This window comes from Pseudomonas sp. NMS19W (genome assembly GCF_051554255.1).
Lineage (GTDB): Bacteria > Pseudomonadota > Gammaproteobacteria > Pseudomonadales > Pseudomonadaceae > Aquipseudomonas > Aquipseudomonas kribbensis.
In genome coordinates this window covers 4,115,896-4,134,320 of record NZ_CP136718.1, presented here as the reverse complement: position 1 = coordinate 4,134,320, position 18,425 = coordinate 4,115,896, and the positions used below count along the sequence as shown (strand labels likewise).

Here is an 18,425-nt window from a genome sequence, read left to right as displayed (position 1 = left end):
TTGCGGTCGGGTTGGTTGATCCATGACACTGTCCGACCTGTATGAAGAAATTATTTCGCTGCGGAGAGTGCCGATATGGCCCACGAGCTCTATACCCGTACCAATCAGAAGATCTATTTCGCGGGTCTATCGCTGGAAGCGCTGGCCAGGGCTGAAGAGGGGCGGGCGATGAATTCGCTGGCCTTGATTCAGGCCGGGCGCGAATCGGCGCTGTTTCATCTATATGGAGCATTGCTGGGGTTGTGTCACGAAATTGCCGGGTTCTACCGCCTACCGCAGGCTAACGCGCCGCGAGCGGAAACGCTGTTGACCCGCGAAGTGCTTGAGTCGATTGCGATTCCAGAGTTGGCCGAGATGGTCGAGTTGGCGGGTAATCCGGAAACCTGGCTGGCTAAATTGCTGGCAGCGCATTCGGCGCTGTTTCAGCCACCGCGAGTGCCACACAAGCCAAAAGGCGATGTGACCCAGCCGCTGATTCAGGCGGTCAATCTGGATGAAGAGCAAGCCCCGGAGGAGTTGAGTCGTGAAGAGCTGGAGAGCTGGCGGCAGAATCTGAAGAGTCTGGCGATCCGTTTCCGTGAAGGCCTGAACGAGTGCTGATGGCTTCTTGACCGGCGGCGACGAGATGCATGCTGCTGGTCAAGATCCTGAGCGAATCCTGAACGATCTCTATATAATCCCTGCCTTTCGTGGAGAACAGACCTATATGCCAACGTCCTTTCTAGAAATTGTCGAGCTACCAGACGGCCGAATCGAACTGCGCAGGGCCGAGGACGAGGGTTCTCTGGTGACTCTGGATTTCTCCGAGGATGCCAAGGCATTTCTGCAGGGCCAGCACGTTGAAATTGCCAAGGCGATGCTCAGCGTTGGTGTGCAGATGGCTGGTCGAATGGTTGAGGGCGAGTTTGATAAGGAAGAGGGGCCGCGAGTTCTTCATTGAGCACCGCCCGTCGATTATCGCTTCGGTTCGGCTTCTCTGTCCTTTGAGAAGCCCCGCGCTCAAAGCAGCGCGTATCAAGTCAGCCCAATCGAATATTCAGACTTTGAGCGTCCCCGGTGCGGGCGGCGCTGATCAGTTGTTGGCGTGAGCCTGAGTTGAGCGGGTTCAACCATGTCACCACCGTATGGCTACGACCCAGGCGCAGGGCTTCGCAAGCCAGTTGCTGGGCACTCTGAGTCCCGCGCGGTTGCAGCAACAGAATGCGTTCACGATTCAGTCCTGCATCCCGCAGCCAGGCCTGAGTCAGGCTCGCTGGTGGCGCAATCAGGGTCAGCCAGCGCGCATCCTGATCCTCACTCAATTCACGAAGAATCGGTGCCAGCAAGTTCAGGCAGTTCCCGGCCGCACCGCGCAGCGACAGTTCACTAAACGCTTCGGGTTCGACATTCCATGGGCGTTCGGCTACATCCTTGAGGATGGGGGCCAATGGTTGCGCCAGAAAAGCCTCGAACAACGGCAGTTGTGTTTGCTGAGGTACGTGTGGGAACTGCATAAAGCCTCCTTTAGCGGCGGATTACGCCGACACTCAAGCCTTCGATCACCAGTTCCTGATCTTTCAGGTCGACTTCGATAGGGGCGAACTCGGGGTTCTCGGCGATCAACCAGACTTTGCTGCCATCGCGCTTGAAGCGTTTGACGGTCACCTCGTCGCCGATCCGGGCAACGACGATCTGGCCGTTGCGTGCTTCCCGGGTCGTGTGAACTGCCAGCAGGTCACCGTCGAAAATACCGATGTCCTTCATGCTCATCCCGTGGACGCGCAGCAAGTAGTCGGCGCGAGGATGGAAAAAGGCCGGGTTGATGTTGCAGGACTCTTCGATGTGCTGCTGGGCGAGAATCGGCGCACCGGCAGCCACTCGGCCGATGATCGGCAGGGTGGATTCGTCGACCTTGGCTTCAAAACCGGGGATTCGAATGCCCCTGGAGGCGCCGGGAGTCATTTCGATCGCGCCTTTGCGGGCGAGCGCCTTGAGATGCTCTTCGGCCGCGTTGGGCGATTTGAAACCCAGTTCCTGAGCGATTTCCGCACGGGTCGGCGGGTAGCCGTTGTCTTCGAGGCAGCGTTTGATAAAGGCCAGAATCTCGGCTTGGCGTGGCGTCAGCTTAAGCATATTGATCGCTCTGTTTTTTTATACAGTGACTGGGATTATATACAGTGAAGCGGTCTTGGCAATGATCGTTTTTTGCCAGGCCGCCGGACGGTCAGTGACGGCGTCGATTAATGTGGCGTCCTTGTTGTGGTTAAATATCTGACCGACCATTCCCAAAACGAACCGGCAGGCTTGACAAGGCCCAGGCTGAAACGTATGTTTCAAACAAGTGTTTGTCAGGCGGAGTAGCCATGGCCCAGTCGGAAACCGTTGAACGCATTCTTGATGCTGCAGAACAGCTGTTCGCGGAAAAAGGTTTCGCCGAAACCTCATTGCGTCTGATCACCAGCAAGGCCGGGGTCAACCTCGCAGCGGTGAACTATCACTTCGGTTCGAAGAAGGCGCTGATTCAGGCGGTTTTCTCGCGTTTTCTCGGTCCGTTCTGCATCAGCCTCGATAAAGAGCTGGAGCGCCGTCAGGCCAAGCCTGAGAACAAGCCTTCACTTGAAGAATTACTGGAAATCCTCGTCGAACAAGCGCTGGTGGTTCAGCCTCGCAGCGGCAACGATCTGTCGATTTTCATGCGCCTGCTGGGGCTGGCCTTCAGCCAGAGCCAGGGTCATCTGCGTCGTTACCTGGAAGACATGTACGGCAAGGTTTTCCGCCGCTACATGCTGCTGGTAAACGAAGCCGCCCCGCGCATTCCTCCTATCGAACTGTTCTGGCGTGTGCACTTCATGCTCGGCGCAGCGGCATTCAGCATGTCGGGTATCAAGGCCCTGCGCGCGATTGCCGAGACTGATTTCGGCGTCAACACCTCCATCGAGCAGGTGATGCGTCTGATGGTGCCGTTCCTGGCCGCCGGCATGCGTGCCGAAACCGGTGTCACCGATGCCGCGATGGCCACCGCGCAGTTGCGTCCTCGCAGCAAATCGACACCGGCGCCTGCCAAGGTTTAACTGTCCATGGGTGGGCGTGGCAGCGGACATCCGCTAAGCTAGCCGCCCATGCCGACTCTCGTTCTGAACCCGTTACTCATTGAAATCACCGACCTGCCGGGCAATGCCGCTGGTGGTGTTTTCGTGGGTGACGGGTTTTTCGTTTTCAAGGAATCTCTATGACTGCTGGCCTGCAAGGCTCGTTGATGGTGGACGTCGCCGGTACCTGGCTGACGGCCGAAGATCGCCAATTGTTGCGTCAGCCCGAAGTGGGCGGCCTGATCATTTTTGCTCGCAACATCGAGCATCCACGGCAGGTGCGCGAGTTGAGTGCGGCAATCCGCGCGGTTCGACCTGATCTGTTGCTGGCGGTGGACCAGGAGGGCGGGCGTGTCCAGCGTCTGCGCCAAGGCTTCGTGCGTCTGCCAGCCATGCGGGCGATTGCTGATAACCCGAATGCCGAGTACCTGGCCGAGCAATGCGGCTGGATCATGGCTACAGAAGTGCTGGCAGTCGGGCTCGACCTGAGCTTCGCCCCTGTGCTGGATCTGGATTACCAGCGCAGCGCCGTCGTCGGTACCCGTTCGTTCGAAGGGAATCCGGAGCGCGCTGCGCTGCTCGCCGGTGCATTCATCCGCGGCATGAACAGCGCTGGCATGGCTGCCACTGGCAAGCATTTCCCCGGTCACGGCTGGGCGGAAGCCGACTCCCATGTCGCCATCCCCAACGACGAGCGCAGCCTCGAAGAGATCCGCGCCAACGACCTGGTGCCGTTCGCCAGACTCAGCAAGCAACTGGCCGCCGTCATGCCGGCTCACGTCATTTATCCGCAAGTCGACGCACAGCCCGCCGGATTCTCCCGGCGCTGGTTGCAGGACATCCTGCGCGGCGAGTTGCAGTTCGATGGCGTGATCTTCAGTGATGACCTGTCCATGGCTGGCGCGCATGTGGTTGGCGATGCAGCCAGTCGTATCGAGGCCGCACTCAGCGCCGGTTGCGATATGGGCCTGGTGTGCAACGACCGTGCAGCCGCCGAACTGGCCCTGAGCGCCGCGCAGCGCATGAAGGTCAAGCCGTCGCCACGCATCGCGCGGATGCGCGGCCAGGCGTTCGCCAATACCGAATACCGTCAGGATCCGCGCTGGCTGACCGCTGTCGGCGCACTCAAAGACGCTCAACTGATCGATTAAGGATTTTTCGCTATGACGGTTTACGCAATCATCGGCGGCACTGGCCTGACCCAACTGGAAGGCCTGACCATTCGTCAGTCGCTGGCAGTGGATACGCCTTATGGTGCGCCATCGGCTGAAGTCCAGATCGGTGAATACGCCGGCAAGGAAGTGCTTTTCCTGGCTCGCCACGGCCACCCGCATCGCTTTCCGCCGCACAAGGTCAACTATCGCGCCAACCTGTGGGCGTTGAAGCAGGCGGGGGCCGAAGCAATCATTGCGGTCAACGCAGTGGGTGGGATTCATCCTGCAATGGGCACCGGACATTTCTGCGTACCGCATCAGATCGTGGACTACACCAGCGGTCGCGAACACACCTATTTCGCCGATGATCTGGAACATGTCACACACATCGACTTCAGCTTTCCCTACAGCGAGCCACTGCGTCAGCAACTGATTGCTGCGCTGGCCGCCGAAGGCTGCGAATACAGCGATCAAGGCGTTTACGCCTGCACCCAGGGCCCGCGACTGGAAACCGTGGCCGAGATCGTGCGTCTGGAGCGTGACGGTTGCGACATCGTCGGCATGACCGGCATGCCGGAAGCGGCGCTGGCTCGCGAGCTGGATCTGGATTACGCCTGCCTGTCGCTGGTGGTGAACCCGGCGGCGGGCAAGACCACTGAAGTGATCACCATGGCCGAGATCGAGCAGGCGCTGCATGACGGCATGGGCAAGGTGAAATCGACGTTGGCGCGTGTGCTCAAGGGCTGAGTCTGGCTCCGCAATGGCTTGAACGGACAGGCGCTGAGGATCTCAGCGCTTGTCGAACTTGTCCGGCAGCGGCGCAAACAGTGCTTCGATATCATCACTCTGCAACTTCCAGTCCCCGGCCTTGCGTCCATCCAGCACGCCGGCCGCCAGGTCGGATTTTTCCTTTTGAAGGTGCTGAATCTTCTCCTCGACCGTGCCCCGGGCAATCATCTTGTAAACGAATACCGGCTTCTCCTGACCAATACGATAAGCACGGTCGGTGGCCTGGTTTTCGGTCGCCGGGTTCCACCATGGGTCGTAGTGAATTACCGTGTCCGCTTCTGTCAGGTTCAGACCAACACCGCCAGCCTTCAGGCTGATGAGAAAGATCTGACGCTTGCCGCTCTGGAATTCCTTCACCGGTGTGCGCCGATCCCGGGTTTGCCCGGTCAGCAATGCATAGGGGACATTGCGCTTTTTCAGCTCGTCCTCGATCAACGACAGCATTGAAGTGAACTGCGAAAACAGCAGAATCCGCCGACCTTCCTCAAACAACTCCTCGAGCATTTCCATCAGGCTGTCGAGCTTGCCCGATGTGCTGCCGCGAGCGGGCAGGGTGGCGTCGTTGACCAGGCGCAAGTCGCAGCAGACCTGACGCAACTTGAGCAGCGCTTCGAGAATGATGATCTGGCTGCGCGCCACGCCCTTGCGAGTGATCTCGTCGCGCACCTTCTTGTCCATGGCCAGGCGCATGGTTTCGTAAACGTCGCGCTGGGCCTCGTTGAGATCGACCCAGTGGATGATCTCGGTTTTCGGCGGCAGCTCGGTCGCGACCTGTTCCTTGGTGCGGCGCAGCAGGAAAGGTTTGATCCGACCGTTGAGGTGTTGAAGTCTGACTTCGCTGGCGCGCTTTTCGATCGGCACGCGGTAATCGGCGTTGAAGCTTTTGACGTCGCCGAGCCACCCGGGCAGCAGGAAGTGAAACAGCGACCATAGTTCGCCGAGGTGGTTTTCCAGCGGCGTACCGCTCAGGCACAGGCGCTGGCGGGCGTTCAGTTCGCGGGCAGCCTGAGCGGCCTTGCTGTTCGGGTTCTTGATGTATTGCGCCTCATCCAGCACCAGCACATGCAGCGGTTGCTGCGCCAGGCGCTCGACATCCTTGGGCAGCAGCGCATAAGTCGTGAGGATCAGGTCGTAATCGGCCAGATGCTCAAAATGCTTTTTGCGGCTGGCGCCGTACAGGGCAACCACTTTGAGCTGAGGCGTGAAGTGCGCCGCTTCGTCCAGCCAGTTGGGGATCAGACTGGTAGGCATCACCACCATGCACGGGCGATCCAGTCGCCCGGCGTTTTTCTCGCTGAGAATATGCGCCAGAGTCTGTAGGGTTTTGCCCAGGCCCATGTCGTCCGCGAGAATCCCGCCCACCTCAAGTTGCCGCAGCGACTGCATCCAGCTCAAGCCTTCGAGCTGATAAGGGCGCAGTGTCGCGTTCAGCCCTTGTGGCGCTTCGGCGCTGTAGTCACGGATGTCGCGCAAGCGTTGGGCGAAGCTGCGGATCTGCTCCCCGCCTTCCCAAAGCAGGGGAATGCCTTCCAGCGAATTCAGGCGTGTGGCGTCAGCCTTGCTCAGTCGCAGGGTGGTTTCGCCCGGCTCCTGCAGATAGAACTCGCCCAGTGTTGCCAGCACCGGTTTCAACCGGCCAAGGGGCAGGGCGACTTGCAGCGGCCCGTGCTCACTGTTGCGTTGCGGAATGTTTACCAGAATCAGCTCATCGTCCCGTCGTCGGGCAAGGCGTTCAGGGTTGAGGATTTCCGTGTGCGAGCGCATCAGATTGAGCAGTATCGGCAGCAGGCTCAGGCGTTCGCCATTGACGATGATGCCCAGTTCCAGATCGAACCAGTCCCGTTCCGGCGTCTGCTCGACCGTGGCATACCAGTCATCGACGGCTGTCAGGTCGAAGCCGAATTCATCGTCGACCAACAGCTCCCAGCCTTGGGTGCGTAGCTTCGGCAGGTCGTTCAGGGTAAACGTCAGCCAGGCGCTGTCGTTGACCATTTCATAGAGTTCGCCAGCGCTTTCCGGCAGCGCCTTGCTCTGTCTTGTGGCAATGCGGAAGCCGAGAATCCGCAGTTGTTCGCGGTAGCTTTGCTCGATGTCCGGATGGCGTTTGACCCGCAGGGTCTGCGCTTCCTGGCGAATCAGGATGTCGCTGTTTTTCTGGCCGCTGACGTATTCGTCGAGGTAACTGAAAGACAATGCCGCACGATGCTGGATGTAACGCTGCATCTTGCCGTTGCGCGGTTCGAAGGCGCTGAACTCGACACTGGCCAGCCACAGGCGCGGCACCGGTTGCACGTTGTCCACCAGCACTTGCGGCGGCGCTTTCGGGCTGCGGTTTTCCAGTACGGCCTGGAGTTTTTCCAGCAGTTCGGCGTCCTTGGCGGCGGCCGGGTATTCGAGGGTTTCCTGCACCTGCAGCAAGACCGCCGCGCAGTGTTTGCAGTTGCTGTGAACCGGGCAGGTGCAGGTGGCATCGACCATCAGCAGGGTGCCCTTGGCCGACTCGCGTAGATGAATCGTCTGACGATAGATGTTGCCGCCAGAGCCTTCGCAGCTGGCGGTAATGGTCGCATCGCCGACCTGCACGATCCGCACACGGTTTTCCAAAGCGTAACGGCGGCCACGCTCCAGGCTTTGTTCCTGAACCGGCTGACCCAGGAGGAGGCCAGCGGTTTACTTAGAGGCGGGGACATAAGGACTTCGTTCAGTCCGGAATGGATTCAGGTGCTTCCCGAGGCGCAGGCGCCGTCAGTGAAGAGATCTTGATCAGCAGGGCCAGGTGGCCGTTGTCCAGGTAGTTGAGCTGGCCATTTTTGGTGTGGCTGTCCTGCTTCAGGCGTTCGCTGGCGCTGACCATGCCGTTGGCGTCGATCTGGTTGACCCAGAAATCGGCGTTTACATCGGTGAAACGCCCGAGCTTCATTTCGAGCGTGCCCTCGATGGGGAACTGGCCGAACTGCTCTTTCCCGTCGCTGATGGCAACTTTCGTCGGCGACTCGCCCAAAGTCTGTTGCCAGGCCTTGTGCATCAGCACGCTGTATTCACCGCTGGCGGTAAGTTTGCTGGCGACTTCGCCCAATGCCGGTGTGCGCTGGCTGGCATCGTCCAGACGCCGGGCACCGGCGGCCCAGTCTTCCGGCGCGGCGCGACTGATGATCGCCGGAACAGCGTTTTGGCGTACCAGAATCATTTCAACTTGATAAAGGTCATCGGCAAATGCCGAGGGTGCCGCCAGCGTTATCAAGAATGGTGTCAGCAGCAAAGTCAGAGAGCGAAACAGGCGCATGCGGCGTCCTTCAAGCAGTTTTCGGGAGGAGGCGCTCGAACAGCGCCTCTACAGTATTAAAGCGCTCTTCCGGGCGCTCCATCGGCACCTGGAATTTGAACATTGTGGCGCCTTCGAATTTGTAGCGTTTTGGCTGGCTCTGGATCAGTTTGATCAGGGTCATCGGGTCGACCGGCGTTTGCGCGGCGAACTCTATGCGTCCACCTTGCGGGCCACCATCGACCTTCTTGATGCCCAGCTGCTCGGCTTGCAATTTCAGCGCCGTGATGCGCACCAGATTCTTGGTCGGTTCCGGCAGCAGGCCGAAGCGGTCGATCATCTCCACTTGCAAATCCTTCAGGCCTTCCTCGTCGGTGGCCGAAGCGATGCGCTTGTACAGGATCAGGCGCGCGTGCACGTCCGGCAGATAATCTTCCGGAATCAGCGCCGGCACCCGCAGGTTGACTTCCGGGCCGCCGCCGAGCGGTTGATCGAGGTTCGGCTGTTCGCCCTTGCGGATCGACTTCACCGCGCGCTCGAGCATTTCCATGTACAGCGTGAAGCCGACCGCCTGAATCTGCCCGCTCTGACCGTCGCCCAGCAGTTCGCCGGCGCCACGGATTTCCAGGTCGTTGGTGGCCAGCACGAAGCCCGCGCCAAGGTCCTGTGTGTTGGCAATCGCCTCCAGGCGTTTTTCCGCATCGCCGGTGATCTGTTGACGAGGCGGGGTCAGCAGGTACGCGTAGGCCTGGTGGTGGCTACGACCCACGCGACCGCGCAACTGGTGCAACTGCGCCAAGCCGAACTTGTCGGCGCGCTCGATGATGATGGTGTTGGCGCTCGGCACATCGATGCCGGTCTCGATGATGGTCGAGGCAATCAGCACGTTGAAGCGCTTGTGATAGAAGTCGCTCATCACCTGTTCGAGTTCGCGTTCGCGCATCTGCCCGTGACCGATGCCGATCCGCGCTTCCGGCACCAGTTCGGCCAGCTCGGCGGCGCACTTCTCGATGGTCTTCACATCGTTGTGCAGGTAATAAACCTGACCGCCGCGCAGCAACTCACGCAGCAAGGCTTCCTTGACCGTGCTCTTGTTCTGCTCCATGACAAAGGTGCGCACCGACAAGCGTCGCGCTGGCGGCGTGGCGATGATCGACAGGTCGCGCATGCCCGACACCGCCATGTTCAGCGTGCGCGGAATCGGCGTGGCGGTCAGTGTCAGAATGTCGACTTCGCTGCGCAGGGCCTTGAGCTGTTCCTTCTGACGGACACCGAAACGGTGCTCTTCGTCGATGATCACCAGCCCGAGGTTTTTGATCTTGACGTCGTCCTGCAGCAGCTTGTGGGTGCCGATGACGATGTCGATGTTGCCCTCGGCCAGTTCGGCCACCGCCGCGTTCACTTCCTTGGCCGACTTGAAGCGGCTCATCACTTCCACGGTCACCGGCCAGTCGGCGAAGCGGTCGCGGAAGCTGTTATAGTGCTGTTGGGCGAGCAGGGTGGTCGGCACCAGGATCGCCACTTGCTTGCCGCCATGCACCGCGATGAACGCGGCGCGCATGGCCACTTCGGTCTTGCCGAAGCCCACGTCGCCGCAGACCAGTCGATCCATCGGTTTCGGCGCGAGCATGTCTTCGCGCACGGCTTCGATGGTGGATTGCTGGTCCGGGGTTTCTTCGAACGGGAAGCCGGCGCTGAACGTTGCGTAATCGGCTTTCGGATCGGCAAACGCATAACCTTCGCGGGCGGCGCGACGGGCATAGATGTCGAGCAGCTCGGCAGCCACGTCGCGCACCTGTTCGGCAGCCTTGCGCTTGGCTTTCTGCCAGGTCTCGGAGCCGAGTCGGTGCAGCGGGGCCAGTGCGTCGTCGCTGCCGGTGTAGCGGGCGATCAGGTGCAGGTTGGCCACCGGCACGTAGAGCTTGGCGTTCTCGGCGTATTCGAGGGTCAGGAACTCGGCAGCCTGATTGTCGATTTCCAGAATCGTCAGGCCGAGATAGCGGCCGACACCGTGGTCGATGTGCACCACCGGCGCGCCTTCGCGCAGCTCGGTGAGGTTCTTGATCACCGCATCGTTGTTGGCGTCGGCGCGTTTTTCGCGACGGCGACGCTGCATCACGCGCTGGCCGAACAACGGGCTTTCCGCGACCAGTGCCAGTGCCGGGTCATCCAGCATCAGGCCTTCGTCGAGCGGGGCAATGGTGATTGCCAGGCGATCCTTGCTCGCGACGAAGTCCGGCCAGCTGTCGACGGTTTTCGGTCGCAGCTTCAGACGGTCCAGCAGCTCCAGCAGCACTTCGCGTCGACCTGCGGATTCGGCGGTGAACAGCACGCGCCCCGGGAACTCGTCGAGGAATGCCGAGAGCGCGGCCAGCGGTTGCGTAGCCTTGGCTTCGATCGCCAGATTCGGCAAGGCCTGCGCCGGGAAGCGCTCACGGCCGACGCCGGTTTCCACATCCTGCTGGCTGGCGACCACGCGCGGCCAGTTCTTCAGGCGGGCGAAGCAGTCTTCCACCGGCAGGAACAGTTCGGCGGGCGGCAATAAAGGACGCGATGGATCGACGCGGCGTTCTTCATAACGATTGCGCACGTCGTTCCAGAAGTTTTCCGCCGCTTGCTCGATGCCCGGCAGCGAGAACACCTGGGTGTCCTGGGGCAGGTAATCGAACAGAGTCGAAGTTTCTTCGAAGAACAGCGGCAGGTAGTACTCGATGCCGGCCGGGGTAATACCGCTGCTCAGATCCTGAAAGATCGGGCAGCGGCGGAAGTCGACGTCGAAACGCTCGCGAAAGCGGGCCTTGAAGCGGGTGACCGCTTCTTTCTGCAGCGGGAACTCCTTGGCCGGCAGCAGCTTGACCGAATCGACCTTGTCGATGGAGCGCTGGTTTTCCGGGTCGAAGGTGCGCAGGGTTTCGATTTCGTCGTCGAACAGATCGATGCGATACGGCAGTTTGCTGCCCATCGGGAACAGGTCGATCAGTGCGCCGCGTACGGTGAACTCGCCGTGTTCGTAAACCGTATCGACGTAGCGATAGCCGCTGGCTTCAAGCCGCGAGCGCATTTGCTCGACGTCGAGCTTCTGACCGACATCCAGCACCAGGCTGCTGCCAAGCAGGAATTTGGTCGGCGCCAGGCGATGCAGGGCCGTGGTGATCGGCACCACCAGCACGCCATGCTCCAGCTCCGGCAGTCTATAAAGGCTGGCGATGCGCTGGGAGATGATGTCCTGGTGCGGCGAGAACAGGTCGTAGGGCAGGGTTTCCCAGTCCGGGAAATGCAGCACCGGCAAATCCGGGGCGAAGAAACTCAGCTCCTGCTCCAGCCGTTCGGCACTCTGGCTGTCGGCGGTCAGCAGTAACGTGAAGCGCTTGGCAGCGCTGGCAGCCTCGGCAATCGCCAGGCTCAGGGCGGCACCGGGGAGGTTGCCCCAGTGCTGTTTACCTGCCGCGGCAGGGAGAAGCGGTAGACGCAGAACAGGCACGGAAGGTTGAGCTCCAGGCGTTGCGACAAAGTCGGTAATTGTAGCGGCGTCCGGTGCCGCCTGTCAGTTGCAGACTGCGTCTATCTGCACGGTTTTGGCGAAATGTAGTGGTAACCATAAAAACCAGCACTTTTTTGACGGTTATGTAGTGCCGAAAGTAGGTGGTGTTACGGAGGGTTACAGACATCGTCTAACAGTCGTCGAAAAACCGGCCGCGCTGGAAGCCCCGGTTTTACTGGGCTGGCGGAGAGCGTTATTTTTTTGGAGCGAATTTTGTTACCGATTGCGCGACAAGCGCGCATTGCTACAAGAGGTTCTCGGCGGCATAATGTAGCCCCTTTTTTCTGCCCCTACATGTGGAAGGTTCCCGTGACTCAGAAGCCCGACCAGTGTCTTGGTGAATGGATCGACCGTGAAGCACTCGCAGAAGCGATGATTCCGCTTATCGGTCAGCTCTACCGCAATAACAACGTGGTGAGCTCGATCTATGGCCGCAGCCTGATCAACCAGTCTGTCATCGCGATTCTCAAAGCTCACCGCTTTGCTCGCCATCGTTCTTCCGACGATAGCGAACTCTCCGTCCACGAAACATTCCCTCTGCTGAAGGCCATGAGCGAGCTCAAGCTCGGCGCGGCTTCGGTGGACCTGGGCAAGTTGGCGTTCAAATTCCGCGCTGAAGGCAATGGCCGCACGGCCGAACAATTCGTTCGCGAAGAGTTGGCCGATGTTGTGGGTCAGCAAAACGCCTCCGCGCGTAAAGGCACTGATGTCGTGCTGTACGGCTTCGGTCGTATCGGCCGTCTGCTGGCGCGCATCCTGATCGAAAAAACCGGTGGTGGCGACGGCCTGCGTCTGCGCGCCATTGTCGTGCGCAAAGGCGCCGAGAACGATCTGGTCAAGCGTGCCAGCCTGCTGCGTCGTGACTCGGTACACGGCCCGTTCGATGGCACTATCACCATCGACGAAGAAAACAACACCATCACCGCCAACGGCAACCTGATCCAGGTGATCTACGCCAAGAGCCCGAGCGAAGTCGACTACACCCAGTACGGCATCGAAAACGCGCTGATCGTAGACAATACCGGTGTATGGCGTGATGCCGACGGTCTGGGCCAGCACCTGGCCTGCCCGGGCGCCGCCCGCGTGATTCTCACCGCACCGGGTAAGGGCGCGCTGAAGAACATCGTTCACGGCATCAACCACGGCGACATCACTGCTGACGACAAGATCATCTCGGCGGCGTCCTGCACCACCAACGCCATCGTACCGGTGCTCAAGGCCGTCAACGACCAGTACGGCATCGTCAACGGGCACGTCGAAACCGTTCACTCGTTCACCAACGACCAGAACCTGATCGACAACTTCCACAAGGGCAGCCGTCGTGGCCGCGCCGCGCCGCTGAACATGGTTATCACCGAGACCGGTGCCGCCACTGCCGCTGCCAAGGCGCTGCCAGTGCTCAAGGGCAAGCTGACCGGCAACGCGATTCGCGTACCTACGCCGAACGTGTCGATGGCCATTTTGAACCTGAACCTGGAAAAGGCCACCACTCGCGAAGAAATCAACGAGTACCTGCGCCAGATGGCCATGCACTCGGATCTGCACAAGCAGATCGATTACGTCAGCTCGCAGGAAGTGGTTTCCACTGACTTCGTGGGCTCGCGTCACGCCGGTGTCGTGGATGCCGAGGCAACCATCACCCAGGACAACCGCGTTGTTCTGTACGTCTGGTACGACAACGAGTTCGGTTACAGCTGCCAGGTGGTTCGCGTGATGGAAGACATGGCCGGTGTAAACCCGCCAGCATTCCCGCGCTAAGCCTTAGCTGCAAATGAAAACGCCCCGACATTGTCGGGGCGTTTTTGTTTGTGCGCGATTCGGGTTAGCGAGGGATAGCGGCTTGTGCCGTGCGCAGTTCGTGCTTGTTGCCACGGAACAGCACCAGGGTCGCGACCAGGCCCAATACGGCTGCGCCACTGAGCCAGATCCCCGGTGCCGCCTTGTTGTCGAGCACATGGATCAGGTAAGTGCAGGCAGCTGGCGTGAAGCCACCGAACGTCGCTGTGGCCAGGCTGTAGGCCAGCGAGAAACCGGTCGTACGCACTTCCACCGGCATGATTTCGGTCAGCGCCACCACCATCGCGCCGTTGTACGAACCGTACAGGAAGGACAGCCACAGCTCGACGATCAGCAGATGGCTGAAGCTCGGGTTCGCCACCAACCAGGACAGCGCCGGGTAGGCGGTCAGGATTGCCAGGATCGTTGCCCCCAGCAGCAGCGGTTTGCGGCCGATCTTGTCGGAAAGTGCGCCCATCACCGGCAGCCAGAAGAAGTTCGACAGGCCGATGCACACCGTTACCAGCAACGCATCGAAGTCCGACAGGTGCAGTTCCGCCTTGCCGAAGGTCGGGGTGTAGGCGGTGATCAGGTAGAACGACACGGTGGTCATCACCACCAGCGCCATGCCGGCAAGGACGATGCCGAAGTTCTGACCGATCGAGCGGACGATTTCCTGCAGGGTAGGGCGATGTTTACGCGCCTGGAATTCCGGTGTTTCCTCCAGCGAGCGACGAATGACGAAGATCACCGGAACGATCATGCAGCCGATCAGGAATGGCACGCGCCAGCCCCAGTCGCCCATCTGGTCCGGGCTCAGCCAGTGGTTGAGGCCGACACCCAGCAGGCCGGCGAACACCACAGCCGCTTGCTGACTGGCGGACTGCCAGCTGACGAAGAAGCCTTTGCGTCCCGGTGTGGCGATTTCCGCCAGGTACACCGACACGCCGCCCAGTTCCACGCCGGCGGAGAAACCTTGCAGCAACCGGCCGAACAATACGATCAGCGGCGCGGCGACACCGAGCGTGGCATAACCAGGGACGCAGGCAATCAGCACGGTGCCGGCCGCCATCAGTGCGAGGGTAATGATCAACCCCTGACGACGACCATGGCGGTCAATGTAGGCGCCAAGGAAGATCGCCCCCAGCGGGCGCATCAAAAAGCCTGCACCGAACGTGGCGAGCGAAAGCATCAGGGAGGCGAAAGCACTATCAGTCGGGAAGAAGGTCTTGGCGATGGCCGTGGCGTAGAAGCCGTAGACCATGAAGTCGAACATCTCGAGAAAGTTGCCGCTGACAACGCGAAAAATCGCTTTGCCTTTGCCCGTGGAGGAGGACATGTTCAGGTACTCACTTTTTTGATTTTGTATGAAAGCGGTGCAGCCGTTTGGGAGCGAGCGGGCTCTGTGGCCATAATGGCCGGCGCGGTTTTGCTCGGAGATGAAGAATTGTTAACTGGACGGTTTGTGGTTTTCGTGAGTCTGCTCGGCGTTTTGTCCGGCTGCGGCAATGGCGACTCCATGGAGAGCTTCGGTGGCCCGACCATGGGCAGCACGTATTCGATCAAGTACGTGCGTCGGGCCAATCTGCCGGCGCCGCAGGATGTCCGCGTCGAAGTGGAGAAGATCCTCGCCGACGTGGATCAGCAAATGTCCACCTACCGCGCCGACTCCGATATTTCGCGTTTCAACGCATTGCCCGCCGATCGCTGTCAGACCATGCCCGCACCGATCCTTGAACTGGTGCGGGTTGGCGAGCAGCTGTCACAACAAAGCGAAGGTTCCTACGACCTGACCGTCGAGCCACTGCTCAATCTCTGGGGTTTCGGTCCACAGGGTCGTGAAGAAAAAGTACCGAGCGCCGATGCGCTGGCCGAGGTGCAGAAGCGGGTGGGTTACCGGCATTTGCGTATCGAAGGCGACCGGTTGTGCAAGGACGCGGCGGTCGAGGTCGATTTCAACAGCATCGCTGCCGGTTATGCGGTCGACACCATTGCTGCGCGACTTGATGCCATGGGCATTCATGATTACCTCGCCGAGGCCACGGGCGAGCTCAAGGCGTCCGGGAAGAAGCTCGATGGCTCGTCCTGGCGCATTGCCCTGGAGGAGCCGCGTGACGATCAGCAAGTGGCAGAACGCGTCATTAATGTCGATGGCTATGGACTCTCCACGTCTGGCGACTACCGCAACTATTTTCAACAGGACGGAACACGTTATTCCCACACCTTCGATGCCCGCACTGGAGCGCCCGTCGTACACGACCTGGCGTCAGTCACGGTAATTCATCCTTCAGCCTTGATGGCCGACGGACTATCGACACTGTTGCTGATTCTCGGCCCGGAAAAGGCCTGGGACTATGCCGAAAAACACGACATTGGTGCATTCTTTGTGATTCGTGCCGATACAGGTTTCGTCACCCGCACCAGTCCGGCGTTCGAACGGCTCAGTGGCGCAAAAAATTGACCCGGAGCAATGCGAAAGCTGGCGTTGTAGTGCAGGCAAAAGTAGCCTACGACGCGACCAAGGGTTAATGTGCGCGGCGTTGACGCTTCTATAGACTGTGTCCGGGTTTTCAACTGGCCCCCAATTGTTCCTTCGCGCCGTCGTTCGGCGTGATTTAGCCGCCGGTGCTGCTGGCACCGCGGCCTGTTCTGAGGAGTACGCATGGCTGTCTACAACTACGACGTGGTGGTGCTGGGTTCCGGCCCGGCGGGAGAAGGCGCGGCAATGAACGCCGCCAAAGCAGGGCGCAAGGTGGCGATGGTCGACAGCCGTCGCCAGGTCGGCGGTAACTGCACCCACCTGGGCACCATCCCGTCCAAGGCCCTGCGTCACTCGGTGCGGCAGATCATGCAGTTCAACACCAACCCGATGTTCCGTGCTATCGGTGAGCCGCGCTGGTTCTCCTTCCCGGACGTGTTGAAGAGCGCCGAGAAAGTCATCTCCAAGCAGGTCGCCTCGCGTACCGGCTACTACGCCCGTAACCGCGTCGACGTGTTCTTCGGCACCGGCAGCTTCGCCGACGAGCAGACCATCGAAGTGGTCTGCGCCAACGGCGTGGTCGAGAAACTGGTGGCCAAGCACATCATCATTGCCACCGGTTCGCGCCCTTATCGCCCGGCGGACATCGATTTCCACCACCCGCGTATCTACGATAGCGACACCATCCTCAGCCTCGGCCACACCCCGCGCAAACTGATCGTTTACGGCGCCGGTGTGATCGGTTGCGAATATGCATCGATCTTCAGTGGTCTGGGCGTGCTGGTCGAGCTGGTGGACAACCGCGGTCAGTTGCTGAGCTTCCTCGACTCGGAAATCTCCCAGGCGTTGAGCTACCACTTCAGCAACAACAACATCACCGTGCGTCACAACGAAGAGTATGACCGCGTCGAAGGCGTGGACAACGGAGTGATCCTGCACCTGAAGTCCGGCAAGAAGATCAAGGCCGACGCCTTGCTCTGGTGCAACGGCCGGACCGGCAACACCGATCAGTTGGGGCTGGAAAACATCGGCGTCAAGGTCAACAGCCGCGGCCAGATCGAAGTCGACGAGAACTACCGCACCTGCGTGCAGAACATCTATGGCGCCGGCGACGTGATCGGCTGGCCAAGCCTGGCCAGTGCCGCCCACGACCAGGGTCGCTCGGCGGCCGGCAGCATTGTCGACAATGGCAGCTGGCGTTTCGTGAATGACGTGCCGACCGGTATCTACACCATTCCGGAGATCAGCTCGATCGGCAAGAACGAGCAGGAACTGACTCAGGCCAAAGTGCCGTACGAAGTGGGCAAGGCGTTCTTCAAGAGCATGGCGCGTGCGCAGATCGCCGGCGAGCCGCAAGGCATGCTGAAGATCCTGTTCCACCGCGAAACCCTGCAGGTGCTGGGCGTTCACTGCTTCGGTTATCAGGCGTCGGAGATCGTGCACATCGGTCAGGCGATCATGAACCAGCCGGGTGAGCTCAATACCCTGAAGTACTTCGTCAACACCACGTTCAACTACCCGACCATGGCCGAAGCCTATCGGGTAGCGGCATACGATGGCCTCAACCGGCTTTTTTGAGCGGCTCCGGCCGGTGGCCTGAGCCGGCCGGGGAGACCGATTTCAGCAATTCCCGAGGGTGGCAGTGGCCAAACCGGGAAAGTCTGTAATCAGGCTGTCAACGCCGAAGTCGGCGAGTCTGCGCATCAGCGCAGGCTCGTTGACGGTCCACACCGACACATGCAGCCCCTGACGCTGCGCCTTCTGCAGGCGTTCCGGAGTACACAGCGTCCAGTTCAACGCCAGAATCTCACAGCCGTAGCTTGCCGCGACCTTCAGCGGGTCGAGCCAGGCATACTCGGCCACCAGGCCCCGTGACACGTCCGGCACCAGATCCAGCGCCGCCTTCAACACTTCCCGAGAGCTCGAGGTGATCGTCACCTTGTCGAGCAGTCCGTGCCTGACCGCCATTTCACGGATGGCCAGAACGGTGGTGGCAGCGCGGGTGCGTGAAGCGCTTTTGACTTCGAGCTGCCAGTGATCGAAATCACATTTTTCGAACAGTTCTTCCAGGGTCGGAATCGGGCACGGCTTGATCCAGCCCGGGCCGCCCTTGCGGGCGTCGTAGGTCACCAGATCGGCGGCGGTGTGCTCGACCACCTTGCCACGGCGCTCGGTGGTGCGCTTGAGGGTCGGGTCGTGGATGACCATCAGCTCGCCGTCCTTGGACAGGTGCAGATCCAGTTCGCAACGGCGTACGCCGTGCTTGAGACATTCCTGAAAGCTGGTCAGGGTGTTTTCCGGTGCTTCGCCCTTGGCGCCGCGGTGGCCGTAGATAAGGGTCACGGTTCTTCCTTAA

At 60.3% G+C, this 18,425-nt stretch carries 14 protein-coding genes and 1 pseudogene; 8 read left to right on the top strand and 7 right to left on the bottom strand.

Going from position 1 to position 18,425, the window contains the following annotated elements; all coding sequences use genetic code 11:
* The first annotated feature begins 75 nt into the window (after positions 1-75).
* Both R1A29_RS18840 and R1A29_RS18835 read left to right on the top strand, forming a co-directional pair.
* Positions 76-600, top strand: a complete 525-nt coding sequence (locus tag R1A29_RS18840; RefSeq protein ID WP_085713138.1) for a DUF6586 family protein — start codon at positions 76-78, stop codon at positions 598-600.
* Between the two features lie 106 nt (positions 601-706).
* Complete coding sequence (locus tag R1A29_RS18835; RefSeq protein ID WP_003226592.1) at positions 707-940, top strand: hypothetical protein; 234 nt, start codon at positions 707-709, stop codon at positions 938-940.
* A gap of 79 nt (positions 941-1,019) precedes the next feature.
* Here the strand turns inward: R1A29_RS18835 and sulA are convergent, their stop codons facing one another.
* Both sulA and lexA read right to left on the bottom strand, forming a co-directional pair.
* Complete coding sequence (gene sulA, locus R1A29_RS18830; protein WP_085713139.1) at positions 1,020-1,493, bottom strand: SOS-induced cell division inhibitor SulA; 474 nt, start codon at positions 1,491-1,493, stop codon at positions 1,020-1,022.
* A 10-nt stretch (positions 1,494-1,503) separates the two neighbouring features.
* The gene (gene lexA / locus R1A29_RS18825; RefSeq protein ID WP_085713140.1) at positions 1,504-2,112 is read right to left on the bottom strand and encodes a transcriptional repressor LexA; all 609 of its coding nucleotides are present in this window, start codon (positions 2,110-2,112) and stop codon (positions 1,504-1,506) included.
* A gap of 230 nt (positions 2,113-2,342) precedes the next feature.
* Here lexA and R1A29_RS18820 point away from each other — a divergent pair, with 230 nt between their 5' ends.
* The 3 genes from R1A29_RS18820 (at position 2,343) to R1A29_RS18810 (ending at position 4,969) form a co-directional block, all read left to right on the top strand.
* Positions 2,343-3,050, top strand: coding sequence for a TetR/AcrR family transcriptional regulator (locus R1A29_RS18820; protein ID WP_438299209.1), 708 nt, complete (start codon positions 2,343-2,345; stop codon positions 3,048-3,050).
* Between the two features lie 158 nt (positions 3,051-3,208).
* A complete protein-coding gene (gene nagZ, locus R1A29_RS18815; protein ID WP_438299208.1) occupies positions 3,209-4,219 on the top strand; it encodes a beta-N-acetylhexosaminidase in 1,011 nt (336 codons plus the stop codon).
* Positions 4,220-4,231: 12 nt separating this feature from the next.
* Entirely contained in the window at positions 4,232-4,969 is a 738-nt protein-coding gene (locus tag R1A29_RS18810) for an S-methyl-5'-thioinosine phosphorylase (protein WP_438299207.1), read from the top strand.
* A 42-nt stretch (positions 4,970-5,011) separates the two neighbouring features.
* Here R1A29_RS18810 and R1A29_RS18805 read toward each other — a convergent pair.
* From R1A29_RS18805 to mfd, 3 genes and pseudogenes are all read right to left on the bottom strand, one after another.
* Positions 5,012-7,701: pseudogene (locus tag R1A29_RS18805) on the bottom strand (SNF2-related protein).
* A gap of 11 nt (positions 7,702-7,712) precedes the next feature.
* Entirely contained in the window at positions 7,713-8,294 is a 582-nt protein-coding gene (locus R1A29_RS18800) for a CsiV family protein (RefSeq protein WP_438299206.1), read from the bottom strand.
* A gap of 10 nt (positions 8,295-8,304) precedes the next feature.
* Positions 8,305-11,754: a transcription-repair coupling factor gene (mfd, locus tag R1A29_RS18795; RefSeq protein ID WP_438299205.1), complete on the bottom strand. Its 3,450-nt coding sequence runs from the start codon at positions 11,752-11,754 to the stop codon at positions 8,305-8,307.
* 354 nt (positions 11,755-12,108) lie between these two features.
* On the opposite strand from mfd, the gene R1A29_RS18790 reads away from it, so the two are divergent.
* The gene (locus tag R1A29_RS18790) at positions 12,109-13,572 is read left to right on the top strand and encodes a glyceraldehyde-3-phosphate dehydrogenase (protein ID WP_085713147.1); all 1,464 of its coding nucleotides are present in this window, start codon (positions 12,109-12,111) and stop codon (positions 13,570-13,572) included.
* Between the two features lie 64 nt (positions 13,573-13,636).
* On the opposite strand, the gene R1A29_RS18785 is transcribed toward R1A29_RS18790, so the two are convergent.
* Positions 13,637-14,929, bottom strand: coding sequence for an MFS transporter (locus R1A29_RS18785; RefSeq protein ID WP_085713148.1), 1,293 nt, complete (start codon positions 14,927-14,929; stop codon positions 13,637-13,639).
* 75 nt (positions 14,930-15,004) lie between these two features.
* Between R1A29_RS18785 and R1A29_RS18780 the strand changes: the two genes are divergently transcribed.
* Positions 15,005-16,051: an FAD:protein FMN transferase gene (locus R1A29_RS18780; protein ID WP_438302067.1), complete on the top strand. Its 1,047-nt coding sequence runs from the start codon at positions 15,005-15,007 to the stop codon at positions 16,049-16,051.
* A gap of 201 nt (positions 16,052-16,252) precedes the next feature.
* A complete protein-coding gene (gene sthA, locus R1A29_RS18775) occupies positions 16,253-17,647 on the top strand; it encodes a Si-specific NAD(P)(+) transhydrogenase (RefSeq protein ID WP_065260713.1) in 1,395 nt (464 codons plus the stop codon).
* 42 nt (positions 17,648-17,689) lie between these two features.
* Here the strand turns inward: sthA and R1A29_RS18770 are convergent, their stop codons facing one another.
* Positions 17,690-18,412, bottom strand: coding sequence for a glycerophosphodiester phosphodiesterase (locus R1A29_RS18770; protein ID WP_085713151.1), 723 nt, complete (start codon positions 18,410-18,412; stop codon positions 17,690-17,692).
* Between the last annotated feature and the right edge of the window lie 13 nt (positions 18,413-18,425).